This is a genomic window from Arthrobacter sp. Y3224055 (assembly GCF_059090825.1).
The window spans coordinates 1-19,377 of the sequence record NZ_JBNHGB010000004.1; the positions used below are offsets into that span (position 1 = coordinate 1).

13 protein-coding genes and 1 riboswitch are annotated in these 19,377 nt (G+C 68.2%); of the genes, 5 read left to right on the top strand and 8 right to left on the bottom strand.

Features of this window, described 5'->3' with window-relative positions; genetic code table 11:
• The 3 genes from AC5RTY_RS10610 to AC5RTY_RS10620 form a co-directional block, all read right to left on the bottom strand.
• Positions 1–4,775 (bottom strand): peroxidase family protein (locus AC5RTY_RS10610; protein ID WP_494139494.1); only part of this gene is annotated, 4,775 nt, incomplete at its 3' end.
• A 186-nt stretch (positions 4,776–4,961) separates the two neighbouring features.
• A complete protein-coding gene (locus AC5RTY_RS10615; RefSeq protein WP_494002027.1) occupies positions 4,962–5,459 on the bottom strand; it encodes a CoA-binding protein in 498 nt (165 codons plus the stop codon).
• A complete protein-coding gene (locus tag AC5RTY_RS10620; RefSeq protein ID WP_494002028.1) occupies positions 5,456–6,931 on the bottom strand; it encodes an O-acetylhomoserine aminocarboxypropyltransferase/cysteine synthase family protein in 1,476 nt (491 codons plus the stop codon). The genes AC5RTY_RS10615 and AC5RTY_RS10620 overlap by 4 nt, the downstream gene beginning before the upstream one ends.
• A 92-nt stretch (positions 6,932–7,023) precedes the next feature.
• Positions 7,024–7,118, bottom strand: a riboswitch (SAM riboswitch).
• Positions 7,119–7,441: 323 nt separating this feature from the next.
• Between AC5RTY_RS10620 and malQ the strand changes: the two genes are divergently transcribed.
• Positions 7,442–9,643: a 4-alpha-glucanotransferase gene (gene malQ / locus AC5RTY_RS10625; RefSeq protein WP_494139495.1), complete on the top strand. Its 2,202-nt coding sequence runs from the start codon at positions 7,442–7,444 to the stop codon at positions 9,641–9,643.
• 139 nt (positions 9,644–9,782) lie between these two features.
• On the top strand, positions 9,783–10,649 hold the full coding sequence (locus AC5RTY_RS10630) for a putative endonuclease domain-containing protein (RefSeq protein ID WP_494139496.1): 867 nt from the start codon (positions 9,783–9,785) through the stop codon (positions 10,647–10,649).
• A gap of 220 nt (positions 10,650–10,869) precedes the next feature.
• Here the strand turns inward: AC5RTY_RS10630 and AC5RTY_RS10635 are convergent, their stop codons facing one another.
• From AC5RTY_RS10635 to AC5RTY_RS10650, 4 genes are all read right to left on the bottom strand, one after another.
• The gene (locus AC5RTY_RS10635; protein ID WP_494139497.1) at positions 10,870–13,038 is read right to left on the bottom strand and encodes an acetate--CoA ligase; all 2,169 of its coding nucleotides are present in this window, start codon (positions 13,036–13,038) and stop codon (positions 10,870–10,872) included.
• The gene (locus AC5RTY_RS10640) at positions 13,014–13,937 is read right to left on the bottom strand and encodes an ABC transporter permease (RefSeq protein ID WP_494139498.1); all 924 of its coding nucleotides are present in this window, start codon (positions 13,935–13,937) and stop codon (positions 13,014–13,016) included. Before AC5RTY_RS10640 ends, AC5RTY_RS10635 begins: the two co-directional genes overlap by 25 nt.
• Positions 13,937–14,980 (bottom strand): aliphatic sulfonate ABC transporter substrate-binding protein, encoded by a 1,044-nt coding sequence (locus AC5RTY_RS10645; RefSeq protein WP_494139499.1) that lies wholly within the window; start codon positions 14,978–14,980, stop codon positions 13,937–13,939. Before AC5RTY_RS10645 ends, AC5RTY_RS10640 begins: the two co-directional genes overlap by 1 nt.
• Before the next feature lie 106 nt (positions 14,981–15,086).
• Positions 15,087–15,926 carry an ABC transporter ATP-binding protein gene (locus AC5RTY_RS10650; RefSeq protein WP_494139500.1) on the bottom strand — a complete coding sequence of 280 codons (840 nt, stop codon included), beginning with the start codon at positions 15,924–15,926 and terminating at the stop codon, positions 15,087–15,089.
• A 361-nt stretch (positions 15,927–16,287) separates the two neighbouring features.
• Here AC5RTY_RS10650 and AC5RTY_RS10655 point away from each other — a divergent pair, with 361 nt between their 5' ends.
• Complete coding sequence (locus AC5RTY_RS10655) at positions 16,288–16,653, top strand: VOC family protein (RefSeq protein WP_494075887.1); 366 nt, start codon at positions 16,288–16,290, stop codon at positions 16,651–16,653.
• Between the two features lie 176 nt (positions 16,654–16,829).
• Here the strand turns inward: AC5RTY_RS10655 and AC5RTY_RS10660 are convergent, their stop codons facing one another.
• Positions 16,830–17,372 carry a helix-turn-helix domain-containing protein gene (locus tag AC5RTY_RS10660; protein WP_494024831.1) on the bottom strand — a complete coding sequence of 181 codons (543 nt, stop codon included), beginning with the start codon at positions 17,370–17,372 and terminating at the stop codon, positions 16,830–16,832.
• Between the two features lie 66 nt (positions 17,373–17,438).
• Between AC5RTY_RS10660 and AC5RTY_RS10665 the strand changes: the two genes are divergently transcribed.
• Together AC5RTY_RS10665 and AC5RTY_RS10670 are read left to right on the top strand one after the other, a co-directional pair.
• Entirely contained in the window at positions 17,439–18,791 is a 1,353-nt protein-coding gene (locus AC5RTY_RS10665) for an alpha/beta hydrolase (protein ID WP_494139501.1), read from the top strand.
• Between the two features lie 138 nt (positions 18,792–18,929).
• Positions 18,930–19,346, top strand: a complete 417-nt coding sequence (locus AC5RTY_RS10670) for a CoA-binding protein (protein WP_494075885.1) — start codon at positions 18,930–18,932, stop codon at positions 19,344–19,346.
• Positions 19,347–19,377 lie beyond the last annotated feature (31 nt).

Sequence of the window (19,377 nt, forward strand, 5' to 3'; positions counted from 1 at the left end):
GCCGTGCCGGCCGCGTTGGTGACCCGGAAGGTGGTGCCGTCGACTCCGGTGACCGGTTTGCTGAACGTGGCGGTGATGTTGCTGTTGGTGGCCACGTCGGTGGCGTTCGCCGCCGGCGTCCGTTCGGTGATAACCGGTGCGGCCTCGGTGGAGAAGTTCCACGTAGTGGCCGGCAGGGCATTGCCCTGCAGATCCCGGATGCCGCCGGTCAGCTGCACGGTATAGGTGCGGTTGGCCAGCAGATTGGCGGGGTCGAAGGTAGCCGTGCGGGTCGCGTCGTCGTAGCTGACGGTTGCGGTCACTGCCGTGCCGGCCGCGTTGGTGACCCGGAAGGTGGTGCCGTCGACTCCGGTCACCGGTTCGCTGAAGGTGGCGGTGATGTTGCTGTTGGTGGCCACGTTCGTGGCGTCCGCGTCCGGGCTGCGCCCGGTCACCGATGGAGCCGGTCCGGCAGTGGTGAACGACCAGCTGGTGGCAGCGAGTGGGTTGCCCGCCGCGTCCCGGATGCCGCTGGTGAGCGCAACGGTGTAGACCGTGTCGATCGCCAGGTCCGCCACCGGGTCGAGCGTCGCCGTTCGGGTCACCGGATCGTAGGTCACGGTGGCGGCGGTCGGTGCCGTTGCTTCCGCGGCCGTCAGCGTGGCCGTCGTCCCGGAGATCCCCTGGACGTCCTCGCTGAAGGTTGCCGTGATGTCGACCCCGACGGCCACGCCGGTTGCCCCGTCAGCAGGAGCGCGGTCCGTCACCGTGGGGGCTTCGGTATCCGTCAGCTCGATGGTCTGGTCGGCAAACCGGAGGCGCTCGACATTGGTGATGGTGTCGGTGCCGTCGTCCCCGCCGCCGCGGACGTGCGCGACGGTCGTGACTCCGTCGACGGTGGTGATGTCGTATTCATCGAGCGCGCCGGAGAAGTTGGCGGTGTCGACGTCGGTCGAAGCCGCACTGTTGAGAATTTCCCGCACGATGACGACGTCGCCCGGGTCGATCCGGCCGGCCATAATATCGGCCTGGATGGTCTTCAGGCTGGTGACTGACCGCAGTTCAGCGCCCTGAGCGTCGCGTACGCTGAGCCGCACGTTCAGCCACTTGTCGCCGTCGATGACGTCATCCGCGCCGTTGCCCCAGATCTGGTCGCTCCCGGAGCCGCCGATGATGATGTTGCCGGCGCCAAACTCGGTGGCACCGGCGGGCAGCAGCTCGGCCAGGCCGGTAATCCGCTTGATGCCCTCGGCGTCCAGCACATTGCTGAGGCCGGGGACCGCCACCTCGTTGTCGGGCTCGGCCGGAATCACGTCATCGCCGCGCAAGACGTCGTCCTTGTCCCAGCCGGAGAGGGCCTCGACCAGCAGGAACCGGTCCTTGAGCGCGTTCGGACCCTCCACGACGATCATGCGCATATCGGAATCGGCTGCCTCGACCGACCGGGCGTGGGTCACCCAGTCGAAGCCGTAGACGCCGTGATTGCGCTCGATCCCGGGACCGGCGACCATGACGTCGTCACCGCCCTCGGCATCGTAGTCGTCCTCGCCGCTGTCGCCGATGAGGACGTCGTGGCCGGGGTTGTTGATGTCGTCGAAGAACGGGGCACCGCTGTCGCCCTGGAGCAGGTCGTTCGCGTTGCCGCCTTCTTGCCAGTCATCGCCGCCGCCGCCGAACACCGTGTCCGGTCCGTCGCCGGCTATCACGAGGTCATTGCCCTCGCCGGCGAAGGTCTGGTTGCCGTTGAGTCCGCCGTTGGAGAAGTCGTCTCCGTCGCCGGACATGATCACGTCGAGTCCGGGACCGGCGTCCATCGCGTCGTTGCCCGGCCCGCCCTTGATCACGTCGTCCCCGTGGGAGTCGGTGATCCGATCGTTGCCGGCGCCGCCCAGGAGGGTGTCGGCGCCGTCGTTGCCTTCGATGATGTCACTGCCGCCGTTGCCCCAGACGGTGTCGTTGTCGACGCCGGCCCAGATCCGGTCCGTCCCGTCTGCGCCGCCGGCATCGTCCTTGCCGTTGTAGGTCGCCTGGGCGTTGAGGCCCGGGCGGTCCACGCTGTTGGAGACGCGGTAGCGGATGGTGCCGTCCGCCATGCGGAGCAGCAGTGCTGACTCGTCGCAGGCCGAGGCGGGATCATCGGCCACATTGTTGCCCGTGGTGCCGGTGATGTTGCCCATCTCGAACTCACAGTCGGCGACGCCGAAGACGTCGGCCTTGAGCGCGGAAGCGTCGGTATTGCGCATCACCAGCTCGGCCATGGAGTTGCCTTCGAGCTGGGCCCGCAGGTTCAGGCCCGAGGTGCGGGACAGGTAGTAGAGACGGTCACCGTCCTGCAGGTCCGTCATCTGGCGTTCGAAGATGTAATTGAAGGTGGAGCCGAGCAGCCCGCCGAAGAGATTCTGGGCTTCGGCCAGGCCCCCCACCCACAGATCGACCGTGTCCAAACCGGTCCTGGAGGCGGCGCCGTCGTTCTCCCACTCCCCGTTGCTGTTGACGAAATCGTAGGCATCGGCCGGAGTTTCGGCCGCCGGGTCGGGGCTCATGTCGAAGAGTTTCTGCGCCGCCGCGCGCTTGGCCTCGATGCTCGTCGCCCCGGTGATGCTGGGATGCGTGCCGTAAGCGGCCATAAAGTTGACCACCGAATCTGGATGCTTCAGCGCCTGCCCGAAGTCCACCCAGCTGCTGTAGGGCTTCAGGGACGACTCGCTGGTCTTCGCGTAGAGGTCCTTGCGGAAATTGTTCAGCGACGGGACGCCGGTCTCCCGGCCGCGGGCGATGTTGAGCGCGGCCAGGTCCAGGGGCAGCCCGAGCACGCTGTTGCGCAGCGTGTCGGTGACGAACTCGTCGAGCTCTGCGCCCACCTGGTCGGTCATGCCCATCGCGATCGCGCCTGCCGCCTGCTCGGGCGTCATCGTGCTGTCTCCGTTGGCGTAGTAGGCCGGTGGATTCAGGAACGCATCCAGCAGCGGGAGGCCGATGTCGGCTCCGCTGTTGGTCTTCCGATCCACGGTGTCCGTCAGCATGGAGTGACCGAACCGGTAGGTCGCGTGGGCAAACTCCGCCTCGATCGCCGGGTCGATCGCCGTGTCCGACTGGGTGAAGACGTTGAACGGATTGATGCCCGGCTGGATCTTGCGAGCGAAGTCCTCGAAGACGATGTGCTGGTACTCCATCTCCGTCACGAACCGTGCGGCCTGGAAGAGGCGCTCCCCATTCCATTCGCCGTTGGGCAGCTTCCACTCGTTCAGGTCCAGGTTCAGGGACGTCAGCAGTTCTTCCATGTAGGTGACCAGCCGGTTGTGCTCCGAGTGGAAGACCTGGTGGACGGCGGTGAGGCCGATGTTCTCGTTCACCCGGCCGTCACCGGCAACGAAGTGCGCGTCGAGCATTTCGTCGTCGTAGGTGCCCGGGTTCTGCCGGCCGCTGGTGGGCGTGATGCCGTCGTCCCCGTCGGGTGCCAGCGCCGCGCCGCGGGAGTCGAACGGCGCCGCGAAGTGGGAGATGTCGTCCAGGAACGCGATGCCGATCCGCTGGACATCCGCCGGCGGCGCGACGGGGTTCTCCAGGTTCCCTTCCACGAACTGCTTGTCCTGCGTGATGTACTGCGGCAGCCCGTTGGGCCCGCGCAGGAAGCGCCCGTACTGGTCGGTGGCCAGCATCGGGATGTTGACGACGTCGGCGTCGGAGAGCTTCAGGCCGAGCATGGATTCGGCCTGGGCCTTGATGTCCGCCCAGGTGGCCATGCCGCCGGGTTCGCCTTCGGCCAGTTCGCCGGTTGAGACCGGGTCGCCGTCCTCGTTAAGCTCGTACTCCCGGAGGAAGACGTGATGGGACGGATTCGACGAGTAGGTCTGGCTCTGGTCGACCCACGGAGAGTCCGTGTTCGTGGCGTCCTGGACGTCGTCGTCGGTGCCGAGCTTGCCGTCGGGTCCGGGCTGGTTCTCCGCCCGGTTGAGCAGCATGAAGTTCGTGGGCGAGCCCTCAACATACAGCGGATCGTCCTTGGCCAGCGGCATCATGACGACGTTGCTGGTCTTCTTGGTGAAGTCGATGCCGTGGTCGAAAAACTGGCCGAAGAGGGCAAAAAAGCCGTTGTAGGGCGGCGAGAGCCCGAAGTCGGTGGTGACATTCGGGATGTCGAGTGTCTCGCCGTCGGGAACACAGTTCAGGGGCAGCCCCTCGTCGTCGCAGGGGACGGCCGTGGGGCCGTCGTTCACCGTTCGGTGTGCCTTGCCGGCCGCTGCGATCGCGGCCGGATTGGTGGAGGTCTGGTCCACGATGACGTTGCTGACGAAGCGCGGATCCGCGTCCCGGATCATCGGAACGTTGACCGACTTGTACGACTGCCCGCCGGCGGTGGTCCGCCATTCCGGTTCTGCCAGCCGCGGGAAGGGCAGGCTGGCGGCGCCGAAGTGCCCTTGGTTGGGCACCAGGTTGTTGTCGGACCCGTCCACCGTGCGCAGCCCGTAGGGCAGCAGCGGATTGGCTATTTGGTTGGGGCCGGGGCCCAGGAGCGGCTGGCCCGGCACGGGTTTGCCCTCGGCGTCTTCCTTGGTGGCGTGGTTTTCCGCGATCTTGATTTGCTTCAGGATGAACCGCATGTCCCCGGCATTGAGGGTCAGGCCTTGGCCTACCGGCGCTGCCAACGCCGCGGGGGCGAGGGCGGAGGGCAGCACGCCCGCGCCCAGCACCAGCGCGGCGAGCCCGGCCGTGACTTTCCGGGGGAAGGATGGCCTCCCCTTGTCGGCACGTTCAGTGCCCCTCCTCGGTTGTGGATCGGTTGGTGCAGTAAACACGGTGACTCCCCCTAGTCGAGTGATGTGTGGCTGGCCACAGCATCCGATGAGGACCTTGGGGAAATCCTTGAAGGCTCTTTCCGTCTACTTCCGGGCAGGAAAAGACCCGCCCCTTGCCCCCGGCCCTCCACGTGGAAGGCCGAGGGACAAGGGGCGGGGCGGCAGGCCCTCGGGGCGGCAGGCCCTCTAGGCGGTCAGCTGCCGCTTGGAGGAGATCACCCCGGTGTCGAAGCCGGCCAGGTGCAGGCCGCCGTGGAAGCGGGCGTGCTCGATCTTCACGCAGCGGTCCATCACCACGTTCAAGCCGGCGGCCTCGGCCTGGGCCGCAACCTCCTCGTGCCAGGAGCCCAGCTGCAGCCAGAGCGTCTTGGCGCCGACGGCCAGGGTTTCCTCCAGAACGGTGGGCAGGTCGTCGTGCCTGCGGAAGACGTCCACCAGATCCGGCACCTCGGGCAGGTCCGCCAGCGACTTGTACACCGGCTGGCCCAGGATCTCCTTCGCCACCGGGTTCACGAAATACACCTTGTACGGCGAGCTGGACAGCAGGTACGTGGCCACGAAGTAGCTGGCCCGGCTCGGCTTGTCCGAGGCACCGACAATGGCGATGGATTTGGTGTTGCGCAGGATGTTCAGACGCTCCGCGGCGGACGGGCCGATCCAGGTGCGTTCCGGTGTCGCGGTCACTTGGCGGCTCCTTCTTCGGCTTCGATCAGTTCTTCGACGGACTCGACCACGCGCGTTCCGGGCTCTGTCCGGGGGGAGCGCTCCGCCGGGATCGTGCACGACTCGCCGGCATAGCTGGGCGAGGCGAACTCGGAGCTGTCGAACGCGGCGTCCTCATGGTCGCGGCTGGGACCGTGCTCGGCGCCGGCCTGCTGCGAGGCGGCCAGCGCCTGGTCCAAATCCCAGAGAATGTCGTCCACGTCTTCCAGACCCACGGAGATGCGGATCAGGTCCTCGGGCACGCCGGCAGCCACCAGCTGGTCGGCGGTGAGCTGCTGGTGGGTGGTCGATCCCGGGTGCAGCACCAGGGTGCGGGCGTCGCCGATGTTGGCCAGGTGGCTGGCCAGCTGCAGCGATTCGATGAACTTCTGGCCTGCGGTGCGGCCGCCCTTGACGCCGAAGCTGAACACGGAGCCCACGCCCTTGGGCAGGTACTTCCGGCCCCGCTCGTAGTGCGGGTGCGCGGGCAGGCCGGCGTAGCTGACCCAGGAGACGCGCTCGTCGGCTTCCAGCCACTCGGCCACGGTGCGGGCGTTGGCCAGGTGCTCGTCCATCCGCTGCGCCAGCGTCTCCACGCCCTGCAGCAGCTGGAACGCGGACTGTGCCGACAGCGACGGGCCGATGTCGCGCAGCTGCTCGGACCGGAGCTTCGTGAGGAAGCCGTACTCGCCGAAGTTGCCCCACCAGGACACGTTGCCGTAGCTGGGCACCGGCTCGGTCATCTGCGGAAACTTGCCGTTGCCCCAGTTGAAACGGCCGGATTCGACGACGACGCCGCCCAGCGTGGTGCCGTGGCCGCCCAGGAACTTGGTGGCGGAGTGGATCACGATGTCCGCGCCGTGCTCGATCGGGCGGATCAGGTAGGGCGTGCTCAAGGTGGCGTCCACGACCAGGGGGAGCCCGGCGTCGTGCGCCACCGCGGCCAAGCCGGCGAGGTCCGCGATGTCGCCGGACGGGTTGGCCACGATCTCGGTGTAGACGGCCTTGGTGTTCTCCCCGATGGCCGCGGCGAAGTCGGCCGGGTCGTTGGAGTCGACGAACGTGGTCTCCACGCCGAACCGGCGCAGCGTCACGTCCAGCTGGGTGATGGTGCCGCCGTAGAGCTTGGACGAGGCCACGATGTGGTCGCCCGCCCCGGCCAAGGCCGCGAAGGTGATGAACTCGGCGGCCATGCCCGAGGACGTGGCCACCGCGCCGATGCCGCCCTCGAGCGAGGCGATGCGCTCCTCGAACGCGGCGACCGTCGGGTTGCCAATGCGCGAGTAGATGTTGCCGTACTTCTGCAGCGCGAAGAGGTTCGCGGCGTCGTCGGTGTCTTTGAACACGAACGAGGTGCTCTGGTAGATCGGTACGGCCCGGGCACCGTGCTCGGCGTCGGGCGTGCCGCCGGCGTGCAGGGCACGGGTGCGGAAACCGAATGTGCGTTCAGCCATCAGGCGGTTGCTCCTTCAAAACTTGGGTTCCCGGAATGACGGTCCTGGCGGTACCGTGCAGGCACCGTCCGGATCAAAGATTGCTTGCGCTCTCTCCATCGCTTCTGGCGGTAGCACCTTTCCGGTGGCGTCCGGATGGTTGCTGCGGTGTCAAAGAGCCAGATCTCTCAACCGCTCGGGATGGTCCCGTCCATTCTCGCAACCAACGGCCGCGGCACCAAAAAATGTTGAGCCGCGTTGCGTCCGGGCTGTGGGCGCCCGGGCCCTGAGGCGGCACGCCGTGCGGTTGCCCGGGCTTGCGGCGGCCCGGCACGACGGCGGTGCTCGCCTTCGCCGCCCGGCCTCGCGAACGCTTTGGACGTTCGGAATTGCGGACGACGCCTCGCTGTTTGTCCGACCTGCGAATGCCCGGCACGACGGCGGTTCTCGCCGCGCGTCGGGGCCACGATATTCGCCGTACCGGCGTGACGAACGTTCCCGGGTCCGGACAGATCACCGTAGATTGGGTCTATGGCTGAACTTTCGGCGCTGCAGCGCCTCGCGGGGAAACATGGCGTTGGCATTACCTTCCGCGGCTGGGATGGCGGCGAGAAAACAGTCAGTGAGGCAACGCTGGTTTCCGTCCTCACCGCGCTGGGCGTCCCCTGTGCCACCGACGACGACGTGACGGCTTCCCTCCGGGCCGCTGAACTGGCACCGGTGCAGCGCACGCTGCCGCCCGCCGTCGTCGTCCGCCAAGGCACTGCCACCGAGGTTCCGGTCAATGCGCGGCGCGGCGTCCGTCCGCGGGTCCGGATCCTGCTGGAGGACGGCTCCCGGCGCGACGTCGAGGTGCTGGCCGGCGGGTCGGAGGATGCGGAAGGTGCCCCGCCTGTTCGTTTCACGGCGGTGGTGCCGGCGGACATCCCGCTGGGCTGGCACACGCTGGAGGTCGTGGAGCGGTCCGAGCCGATGGAGGCCGGGACCGGCGCGGCCCCGGAAATGCCGGAGGTGATGCAGGCCGGGACCGGCGCGGCCCCGGACCGGTCGGAATCGATGGAGCCCGGAACCGGCGCGGCCCCGGAGCCAACCGACAGCGAGGCGCGGTGCGCCCTCGTGGTCACCCCGCGGCGCCTGACCACCGCGGACCGCCTGCCCCGCACGTGGGGGTTGATGGCACAGCTGTACTCCGTGCGCTCGCGGTCCTCCTGGGGCATCGGCGACCTGCATGACCTGGCCAGCCTCGCCGAGACGGCTGCCGCAAAGGGCGCGGGCTTCGTCCTGATCAACCCGCTGCACGCGGCCCAGCCGAAACCGCCGGTGGAGCCCTCGCCCTACCTGCCCTCCACGCGCCGGTTCGTCAATCCGCTGTACCTGCGGGTCGAGGACGTGCCCGAAGCCAGCGGCATCCCGCTGGCCAACAACTTCCACGACGCGAACCTGGACGCCGGCATCCTGGACCGCGACCCGGTCTTTGCGGCCAAGCTGCAGGCGCTGGAAACGGTCTTCGCTGTGCCCCGGTCCGCGGAACGCCAGCAGCGGTTCGAGGCCTTCCGCGCGCAGGAAGGCGAGGGGCTGGAGCGCTTTGCCCTGTGGTGTGCCATGGCCGAAACTGTTCCGGCCGGGGCACCGGAGTGGTCGAATGCCGTGTTCATCGAAGCGCAGCGCAGCGAGCTGAAGGACCGCATCGAGTTCCATCAATGGCTGCAGTGGCTGTGCGACGAGCAGCTCGAGGCGGCGCAGGCCAGCGCCCTCGATGCGGGAATGAACATCGGGATAGTGCACGATCTCGCCGTCGGCGTCCATCCCACCGGCGCCGACGCCTGGACGTTGCAGGATGTGCTGACCCCCGGCATCTCCGTGGGCGCGCCGCCGGACATGTTCAACCAACAGGGCCAGGACTGGTCACAGCCCCCGTGGCATCCGCACCGCCTGGCCGAATCCGGCTACGTTGCCTACCGGGACATGCTGCGGACCATCCTGCGGCACGCCGGTGGCATCCGGGTGGACCATATCCTCGGGCTGTTCCGGCTCTGGTGGATCCCCGCCGGCAGCCCTCCCGGCGAAGGCGCCTACGTTTACTACGATCACGAGGCCTTGATCGGCATCCTCGCCCTGGAAGCGGAACGGGCCGGCGTCGTCGTTATTGGTGAAGACCTCGGGGTGTTCGAGCCGGGCGTGCAGGACTACCTGGCCGAGCGCGGCATCCTGGGGACCTCCATCCTGTGGTTTGAGTACGAGGACGGCAGCCCCCGCGCACCCGAGCGCTACCGCCGATCCTGCCTGACCAGCGTCACCACGCACGACCTGCCGCCTACCGCCGGCTACCTGGCGGGCAAGCACGTGGAGTTGCGTGAATCGCTGGGCCTGCTGAACCGGCCCGTGGAGGAGGAACGGGCTTTGGACCAGGCAGCCCAAGAGGCAGTGCTCTCCACGGTGCGCTCGCGGGTGCCGGCCGCGCCACAGCACGACGACGGCGCCGGCCCCGCCGCCGAACAACGCACCGTCGAGGCGCTGCACGCGTTCATCACGCAGACCCCGTCGGTGCTGCTGGGCGTTGCGCTCACGGACGCGGTGGGGGAGCTTCGAACCCAGAACCAGCCGGGCACCGCGGACGAATACCCGAACTGGCGGATCCCGCTGGCCGGGCACGACGGGGCGTCGGTCCTGATCGAGGACCTGGCCGCCAACGAGCGGTTCGACTCGCTGGTGCGCGCCCTGGGGCAGGATTAGGCAGGTCCACGCCGAGCCGGAAGCCTCTCGCCGCCCCGCCGGAGGACTGGCGCACTCAACTGGGCCGCGAAGCCTTCGGTGCGCGCGACGCAGTCCGTTCGCAGGTCTTCGGCGGCCGCTACTCATTGCTGGTCATCCGATGTCCACAATTTCGGGCCGGCAGTGGTGGCGGCCGAAGGGTGCGGTCATCCTCGATTACATGCAGAGTCCCGAAATGATCGCCGGCTGGGTGGCGAAAAGAGGAGGAGCAGCCCTCGTCAAGGACCTGCGCAGGGCGGGCATCGGACCGGATGCGATCAAGGTGGCCATCGCGTCGGGCGCCGTGACGTCCCTTCGACGGGGGCTAGTAGGCACTGCCAATGCGGATGCCGATCTGCGCATCGCGATGATGGCTGGCGGGCTCATCACGTGCGTCTCGGCCGCCGGGGAGCTGGGACTCTGGACAGTGAAAGACCCGCCCCAATTGCATCTCTGGACGGATCATGGCAGACAACCTGAGACCGTGATCAAGCACCGTGGCAGGCTCGCAGCCGAGGGGAGGTGGGGTTACGTAGGGACCCTGGATTGTGTGCTGCACGCAATCCGCTGCCGGCCGCGCTTGGAGGCGCTGGTTATAGCCGAGTCAGCGGTACGCCTAAGACGGGTTTCGAAGGCAGAGCTTATGGATCGTCTGCCGGGAACACGAAACAGCTTGCGGCGGCAGTTGGTGCAGGGCATAGGCCATGACGCCGACTCGCCGTTGGAGGTCATTGCCCGGGAACTCTTTCGCGCTGCCGGGCTCCACGTGGAAACACAGGTGCTGATCCGGGGGCTCGGGCGGGTGGACTTGCTGGTGGAAGGCCGTCTCATCATTGAGCTGGACGGATTCGTTTCCACTGGGATCGCGCGACCTTCCTCAAAGACCGGAGACGGAACAATGCGGGCATGCTCAGTGGGCTGCCTACCCTTAGATACGTTTACGAAGACTTGGTCTTCGCGCCGGAACGCGTTGTCGCGGAGGTCTTGACGATGCTGCGGAGGTCGGCCTGATGGACCAGCCTGGTTCGCTCCCACGTATAGGACTAACTTCCCTCGTTTCGGAAGGGTCATATCGCCCTGACTAGGAGAAACGTCGTGAGCCTCCGCTGAGACGTGGGAGCGAACGGCCGGTGACGCCAAGCGGCCGGCCAAAACTTGGGGAGTTTTGGCCGGCCTCGGTGGCACGGCGGATAAGAGTGCAGAAAACTTTACCGTGCGTCGCAGATGGCCTGGATCTGGGCGATGCACGGTTCGTTCTGCAGGCTGGTGGTGTCGCCCAGCTCCGTCCCCTCGAACAACTGGGTCAGCAGCCGGCGCATGATCTTTCCGCTGCGGGTCTTGGGCACGTCGGGCACAAACACCACGTCGCGGGGCTTGGCGATCGGCCCGATTTGCGTGGCCACGTGGTCCCGCAAGGCCGCAATCGCCGCTGCCCGCTCCGCAGCTTCCGCCGCCTGCTCGGCCGTCGCCGTTCCGGCGGTCCGGCCGGCACCCGACTGCCCGTAGGTCTGCCCGGCCCCCGCGGCCTCCGCGGCCGTTAGCCCCGCAACCCTCGTCCCGATCAGCGACTTGTCGCGCGGCACCACGAAAGCCGTGGCGGCATGCCCGGTTTTGGCGTCGTAGGTCGGGCAGACGCCGGCCTCCACCACCGCCGGGTGTGAGACCAATGCGGACTCGATCTCGATCGTGGACAGCCGGTGCCCCGAGATGTTGATGACGTCGTCCGTCCGGCCCAGGATCCAGGTGTCGCCGTCGGCGTCGAAGCGGGCCCCGTCGCCGGCCAGGAACCAGCCCTGCGCCGCGTACTTTTCCCAGTAGGACGTGAAGTAGCGTTCCGGGTTGCGCCACACCGTCCGGGCCATCGCCGGCCCGGTGCTGGTGACCACAATGTTGCCCTGCTCGCCGGCACCCACCCGGGCGCCGCCGTCGTCCACGATGTCCGTGGCCAGCCCCGGCAGGGCGCGGGTGGCGCAGCCGGGCTTGAAGGACGCATCGGTCTGGCGCGGCGAGAGCACGGTGGCCCCGGTCTCCGACTGCCACCAGGTATCCACCATCGGCACGCCCGACGACGGGTCCCCGGCGACCAGCGAATCCCGCCCCACCTGGGTGCGCAGCCAGCGCCAGGCCTCCGGGTTCACGGCCTCGCCCACCGTGCCGCACATGCGGATGGAACTGAGGTCGTACTCGGCCGGAATGCCGTCGGGGAACCAGCCCATCAGCGACCGGACCAGCGTGGGCGCGGTGTAGTAGCTGGTCACGCCGTAGCGCTCGATGACCTCGAAGTGCCGGCCGGGGTGCGGGGCGTTCGGCACGCCCTCGTAGATCACCTGCGTGACGCCGTTGCTCAGCGGACCGTAGATCTCGTAGGTGTGCGCCGTGACCCAGGCCAGGTCAGCGGTGCACCAGTGCACGTCGGCCTCGCGCGAGTCCGGATCCGGGTTGCTGAACAGGTACGAGTGGCTGAACGAGGCCTGCGTCAGGTAGCCGCCGGTCGTGTGGACCAGGCCCTTGGGCTGGCCGGTGGTGCCCGAGGTGTACATGATGAACAGCGGCGTCTCGGCGTCGAACGCCTCGGCCTCGTGCACGCGCGGCTGGGTCTCGACGACGTCGTGCCACCACACATCGCGGCCTTCCACCCAGTTGATGTCCGTGTGGCCGGTGCGGTTGATCACCAGCACGTGCTCGATCGCGTTCTCGCCGGCGACGGCCGCGTCGGCGTTGGCCTTGACCGGGACGGCGGTGCCGCGGCGGTACTGGCCGTCGGTGGTGACCAACAGCTTGGCGCCGGTGTCCTCCACCCGGAACTTCAGGGCCTCCGCGGAGAAGCCGCCGAAGACCAGCGAGTGCACCGCCCCGATCCGCGCGCAAGCCAGCGTGATCACCACGGTTTCCACCAGCACCGGCAGGTAGATGACCACGCGGTCGCCCTTGCCGACGCCCAGCGCCAGCAGCGCGTTGGCGGCCTGCGAGACCAGCTCCTGCAGCTCACGGTAGGTCACCGTCCGGCGGTCGCCGGGCTCGCCCTCGAAATGCAGCGCCACCTTGTCGCCCAAGCCGGCTTCGACGTGCCGGTCGGCGCAGTTGACCGCGGCGTTCAGCGTTCCGCCGTCGAACCAGCGCAGCTCCGGGCCCCGCCGCGCGGCGGTGTCCACCGGGGTGGCGGAGTGCGCGGTGTGCCACGGCTCGGCCCACTGAAGCCGGGCCGCCGCGCGCTCCCAGAACGCTATCCGCTCGGCCTCGGTCTGCGGCTCCGGCCACTCGGTCACCCGGTCGCGGTACGGCGCCGGGCCTTCCTGACCGACGACGGCGGTGCTCCCAGCGGCGCGGCGGCCGCCGGCGGTTTCGGCTACTTCTATGCCCATCTCTTGACTGCCCATTTCTCCGCGACTCCCAGGAGCGCGTCGGTGATCTTGCCGATGATGGCCAACAGGACGATGGCCAGCAGCAGCCGGTCGGTGCGGCCGTTGTTTTGCGAATCCGTGAGCAGGAATCCCAGGCCCATGGAGGAGGCGATCAGTTCCGCCGCCACCAGGAACAGCCAGGCCTGTGCCAGCGCCAGCCGCAGCCCGGAGAACACGGCGGGCACCACGGCCGGCAGCTGCACGGTGGTCAGCAGCTTCACGCCCTTGAGCCCGAACGCGCGGCCGGCTTCCACCAGGTTCTTGTCCACGTGGCGCAGGGCCAGCGAGACGGTGGTGAACACGGGGAAGAACGCACCGATCAGGATCAGCGTGACCTTGGAGTCCTCGCCGATCTTCATCCACAGGATCAGCAGCGGCACCCACGCCAGCGACGGCACCGCGCGGAGCGCCCCGATGGTGGGGGAGAGCAGCACATCGGCAACCCTGGACAGCCCGATCAGCGCGCCGAAGACCAGGCCGAGGGCGGCGCCAAAAGCGAAGCCCAGGAGCACGCGCTGGGTGGAAATGGCCACGTGCTGCGCCAGTTCGCCGCGCTGGATCAGGTCGACGGCGGCCTCGACGACCGCCGCAGGAGCAGGCAGTTGGACCGAGCTGAACAGGCCGGCGGAGGTGCTCCACTGCCAGGCAGCGAGCAGGGCGGCGGGCAGCAGCAGGCCAAGTAGCAGGCGGGCCCAGCCGTTGCCGAGCACCCCGGTCGGGGACCATCCGTTGGCGGGGGAGCGCTCGGTCGAGGGGCCGTCCTGTTCCGGCCGGGGCGCGCCCGCGGTTTTGAGGACGCCGGTGGCCGCGAGGCCGTCCTGACTGGTGGCGTAAATGCTGGCGCCGGAGGCGCCGGGATTGCCGAGGTGCGTCATCAGGATTCCTTGATGGCCGACGGATCGGCCTGCTTCACCAGCGAATCGTCGAGCAGGGTGGCGAGGGCCTCGTCGATGTCGGCCTGGCTCTTCACGTCGCCGGTCTCGACGAATGCCGGCCCGACCTTCGCCAGCACGGCGCGCTGCTTCTCGCCCGGGGCCGCTTTAACGTCCAGGTTGCTGCGCTCGGTGATCACCTTGGTGGCAACCTCGAGGTCCAGTCCGGCAACATCGGCCAGGATCTGAGCCGTTTCCTCCGGGTTCTCGGCGGCCCAGGCGCGGGCCTTCTCGTACGCGTTCACCACGGCCTGGGCGACCTCCGGCTCCTCCTCCAGGAAGGACTCGGTGGCGTTCAGGAAGCCGTAGGTGTTGAAGTCCAGGTTCCGGTAGAACAGCTCGGCGCCGTCCTCTTCTGCGCCGGCCATGATCGGATCCAGGCCGGACCAGGCGTCGACCGAGCCCTGCTTCAGCGCGGTCAAACCGTCGGCGTGCTGCAGGTTCTCCACGGTGACGTCGTCGGCGGAGAGGCCGGCCTCTTCCAGCGACTGGAGCAGGAAGAAGTAGGGGTCGGTGCCCTTGGTGGCGGCCACGGACTTGCCCTTGAGGTCCTCGACGGACTCGATGCCGGAGTCGGGCAGCGCCACGAGTGCGGCCCATTCCGGCTGCGAGTAGAGGCTGATGGTCTTGATCGGCGAGCCGTTGGCGCGGGCCAGCAGCGCCGCGGAACCGGCGGTGGAGCCGACGTCGACCGCTCCGGACCGCAGCGCCTCGTTGGCCTTGTTGGAACCGGCCGACTGCACCCAGTTCACCTCGACGCCGTCGTCGGCCAGGGTGGCCTCCAGCCAGCCCTTTTCCTTGATGACCAGGCTCAGCGGGTTGTAGGTGGCGAAGTCGATGTTGAGCACGCCATCGCCGCCGCCTTGGGCCGCGGTGGCTTCGGAATCCTCACCGGCAACGCAGCCGGTCAGGGCCAGCGAGGCGGTGGCGGCAACGGCGGCAGCGCCGAGGAGCGGGCGGCGGGAGAATCGGCTGGCAAGAGACATGGTGGTTCCTTTGGATGGGGTGCGGAACAGGAGAAATTCCGCTACGGATGACTTTCGGGCGCGAACGGCCCGGGCATTGCGTGATTTGTGGGTGGCGAGGGCGGCCCTAATGGCCGTCGACGCCGAGGCTTTCGAGGAGCGAGCGGCGCATTCGGGCCAACTCGACCGAACCGCGGTCCCGCGGGCGGCTGCCGGGAACGTCGACGGTGCGCACGATCGTGGCGCCGTCGTCCTCGCGGCCCTCTTCCGTGCCAAGCACGATGATCCTGTCCGCCAGTTGCAGGGCCTCGTCCACGTCGTGGGTCACCAGCAACACAGTGGTGGGTTCCGCCGCGTGGATATCGAGCAGCAGGTCCTGCATCTTGATCCGGGTCAGCGCGTCCAGCGCGCCGAACGGTTCGTCCAGCAGCAGCACGCCCGGATTGCGGGCCAAGGCCCGGGCCAGGGATGCCCGCTGGGCCATGCCGCCGGAGACCTCGCGCGGCCGGTGCTTGGCGAAGGCGGCCAGCCCGACCAGGTCCAGCAGCCGGGCGACCTTGGACTTGCCCTGCTTGGCGCTGGAGCTCTTGGGCAGGCCGATGGCCACGTTGGCCTGCAGGGTGTGCCACGGCAGCAGCCGGGGTTCCTGGAACGCGACGGCGCAGCGGGAGTCGATGCCCTGGACCGGAGTGCCGTCGATTTCCACCGCGCCGGCGCTGGGCGCGTCGAGGCCTGCGGTGGCGCGGAGCAAGGTGGACTTGCCGCAGCCTGACGGGCCCAGGATGGCCAGCACCTCGCCGGGACGGACCTCGAAGTTCACGTCGCGCAGCACGGTGTGGGCCTGTTCTCCCGTGCCGAACGTGCGGTTCAGGGCGCGAAAGGAAACGGCCAGCGCGGAGTCGGAACGGGCCGCGGGTGCAGCGGCAACGGGAGCCGCGTGGCGGGACGACGACAGTACTGCAGTCATGGGATCACTCCATCGATCCTGGCAGTAGCACCCTACGGATCAAGCCGTGCGGCCCGGCAATCGCCGGCCGTACCCGTGGCTTGTCACCTCGTTATCACCGGCAGCCTGGGTGGGCTTCCGGTGACCAGGGTTGCTGCGGCGTCGTCGATCCAGGTCTCTCGGCCGCTCGGGATGGTCACCACCAACTAAACGGCACGGGCGGGGCTTCCGGCAAACTGCCCGTAATAATGACCCGTAACAAAGGCGGAATGACAATCTGCCGTAACAAAGGCGCGAACCACTCGTGGGGGAACCCGCCGGGGAAACAGGCGCATCCCCGCCAACCATGGACGCAACTTCGGCTCAGTGGCAGGATGACCGCATGAAAATCAGCAGACAGATCATCGTGTTCGACGCCGCCGACCTCGCGGCGGAGAGCACCTTCTGGGCCGGCCTCTTGGACGGGACGGTCGAGGCCGAAGACGACTGGCACACGGTCATGGTGGACGGCGAATCGCGGCTGGGATTCCAGCTTGCGCCCAACCACACTCCGCCCGACTGGCCGGACGGGACGCCGCAGCAGATCCACCTGGACCTCTACATAGACGATCTCGCGGCCGCCCATGAACAGGCGACGTCCCTGGGTGCCAAGCTGCTGAAGCCGGCCGATGACCCGGCGTCCGCCTCGGGGTTCCAGGTGTACGCCGACCCCGCCGGACACCCCTTCTGCCTCTGCTGGGACGCGTAACGCCGGCCCGCCCTCTCGGGGTCATCACGACGGCGATGCCCCCGTTCGCCAGGGTGTCGCCGGCATCGCTGCCTCCTTTCATAGCCAGCCGACGACGCCGCCGTCTCCTCCCGCCCATGTGCCGCCGATGTGGACGTTGCTCCCGGTGCGGGCCCGGCCGACAGGCGGGCACTCGGTCAGGCGGGCGGATCCGCCGGGATGAGGACCGTGGAGAACAAACGGCGGTGCCGCCCCTCCTCAGGGCCGTTGGCCGCCACCTTCTCTGCGGCAGCCCTGATGGCGGAGGTGAAATCCTCGAACTCTTCGTCCGTCATCCAGAGGGCGGTCTGCCGGTAACCGGCCCCGTCGCGCACGAAGTCCGGATTCCCCCCGGAGATGTATTGGTCGAAGGCACCCAGCAGCCCGGCCGCAAAGGCCATGAAGCCGCGCCGGTGGTCATCGGCCGTCATGGACGCCAGATCGTCCTCGGCCACTGAACTCCTGGCTACGTCCAGTCGAAAGGTACGTTCGGTGGTGCCGCGAACCGGTCTCTCCTGGGCCACCGCCAGCACGCCGGCCTTGGAGAGCGTGCTTATGTGCCGGTAAAGCGTCGCGGTGGGAATGTCGGGGAGTTCGGCGGAGATCTCCGCCGTGGTCAGCGCACGGTTGCCCAGCAGCGTCTGGACGATCCGCAGGCGTACGGGGTGCAGGATCAGGTCGGCGCTCTGTGAGGAGGACATGGCTCAACGTTCTCATAGTTGACATTGTTCCTACAACTGATAATAATCGTACTGTCCGGTAACCAAGTGGGCGACCAAACGACCAAGACACGAGCAATAAACGACCCGAAGGGAGGCGCGGTGGCGGCGATAGTGGTGGAGAACAAGGAGGTTCTGCTGGAGCTGGATCGATTCGAGAAAGTTGCGGGGCTGCTCGGCGACCAGCGATTCCCGCTGTCCGCGGTGACCTCCGTCCGGGTGCTCGCGGATGCGTTCGACGGCGTCCACGGCCTGCGGGCTCCCGGGCTTGCGATCCCGGGACGGACTCGGGTGGGAACGTGGCGCGGCCGCGGCAAGACCCTCGCCGTCGCCCGCCGCGGCACCCCGGCAGTGCAGCTTGACCTGGACGGGCAAAAGTACGCCCGGGTGGTCGTGTCGCTTCCCGATGCCGAGGATGTTGCGGCCCGGATCCGGAAGGCCGCCGGCCTGCCCGCCGGTCAGGCGTTCACCGAAGAAGTGGTCAGCTTCCCGTCCGGGACCGTTCAGCTGACGGGAACCTGGGCTGAACCGGCCGGAACGGTCCGCGGCGCCGCGCTGATCCTGCCGGGCTCGGGACCGATCGACCGCAATGCCGACCACAAACGGATGCCGTTGGGCATCAGCCGTGACTTGGCGACGGCACTTGCCGGCCACGGAATCGCTTCCCTGCGCTACGACAAGCGCGGTACCGGCGACTCGGAAGGCACCTTCTGGGCGGCCGGCTTCCGTCAGAACACCGACGACGCCGCGGCCGCCCTCCGCTGGATGGCCGCCCGGAAGGCCGCGGGCCTCCCGGTGTTCCTGGTCGGCCACAGCGAAGGCAGCTACCACGCGGCTGCCGTGGCGGCAGAGTCCGGTACCCGGGTGGATGGGGCTGTGCTGCTTTCAGCCTCGGCGCAGACAGGCTTTGAGACAGGCAGGTGGCAGACGGCCCAGATCAGCGACTCGCTGCCCGCCTTCCCGCGATTGCTGCTGAAGCTTTTCCGCCAGGACCTGGTCAAGGTGCAGGCGAAGTCGGTGGAAAAACTTCGGCTCACCACCGAGGACGTGGTGCGCATGCAGGGCCGCAAGATCAACGCGCTCTGGCATCGGGAGTTCCTCGACTTCGACCCCGTTCCGAACTTGGAGCGCCTGCACATGCCGGTGCTGGCCATCACGGGCGCCAAGGACGTGCAGGTGGACCCGGCCGACCTGGACATCATCGCGGCCACCATCCCCGGCCCGGTAACCACGAGGAAGATCGAGGACCTGTCGCACCTGCTGCGCCGCGACCCGAAGGTTCCGACCCTCTCCGACTACAAGCGGCAGATCCGCGAGCCCGTGGACGCTGAAGTGCTGGAACTGGTGGGGAACTGGGTGGCGGAGCACGCCGACGCAGCGGCGGCCCGGTTGGCCGGCTAGCCCCAAACCATCGACTGTTCAGCTGGCGCCCTTAAACCGACGGTTTGAGGGCGCCTGCCGACTCCTCGATGAGGGCGGCTGAGGGGGAGAGGGCCAGCGGCGGTTCCGGTGCCGAAGAGTCGCGGGTAGGGTCGAGCCATGGCACACCAGAATGACCCTGAAGTCGTCCGGCGGCTGCTGGAAACCCCCGGCCGCTGGGCCGTCGTCGGCCTGTCCACGAACCCGCACCGGGTGGCCATGCGCATCTCCCGGTACCTGATGGACCAGCTGGACATGGAAGTCGTCCCCGTCAACCTGCAGGGCGACGACGTCCTCGGCCTGACCGGTTACCAAAAGCTCGGGGACATTCCCGGCGAGATCGACGTGGTGGACTGCTTCGTGAACTCGCAGAAGGTCGGCCCGGTGGTGGACCAGGCCATCGAAGTCGGTGCCAAGGCGGTGTGGCTCCAGCTGGGCGTGATCGACGAAGCCGCCGCGGAACGGGCCAAGGCGGCCGGGCTGGACGTCGTCATGGATACCTGCCCGGCCATCGAGGCCCCGCGCTTCGGTTTATAACAGCAGCTCACGGGCTGCGGTCAGCCCTGGC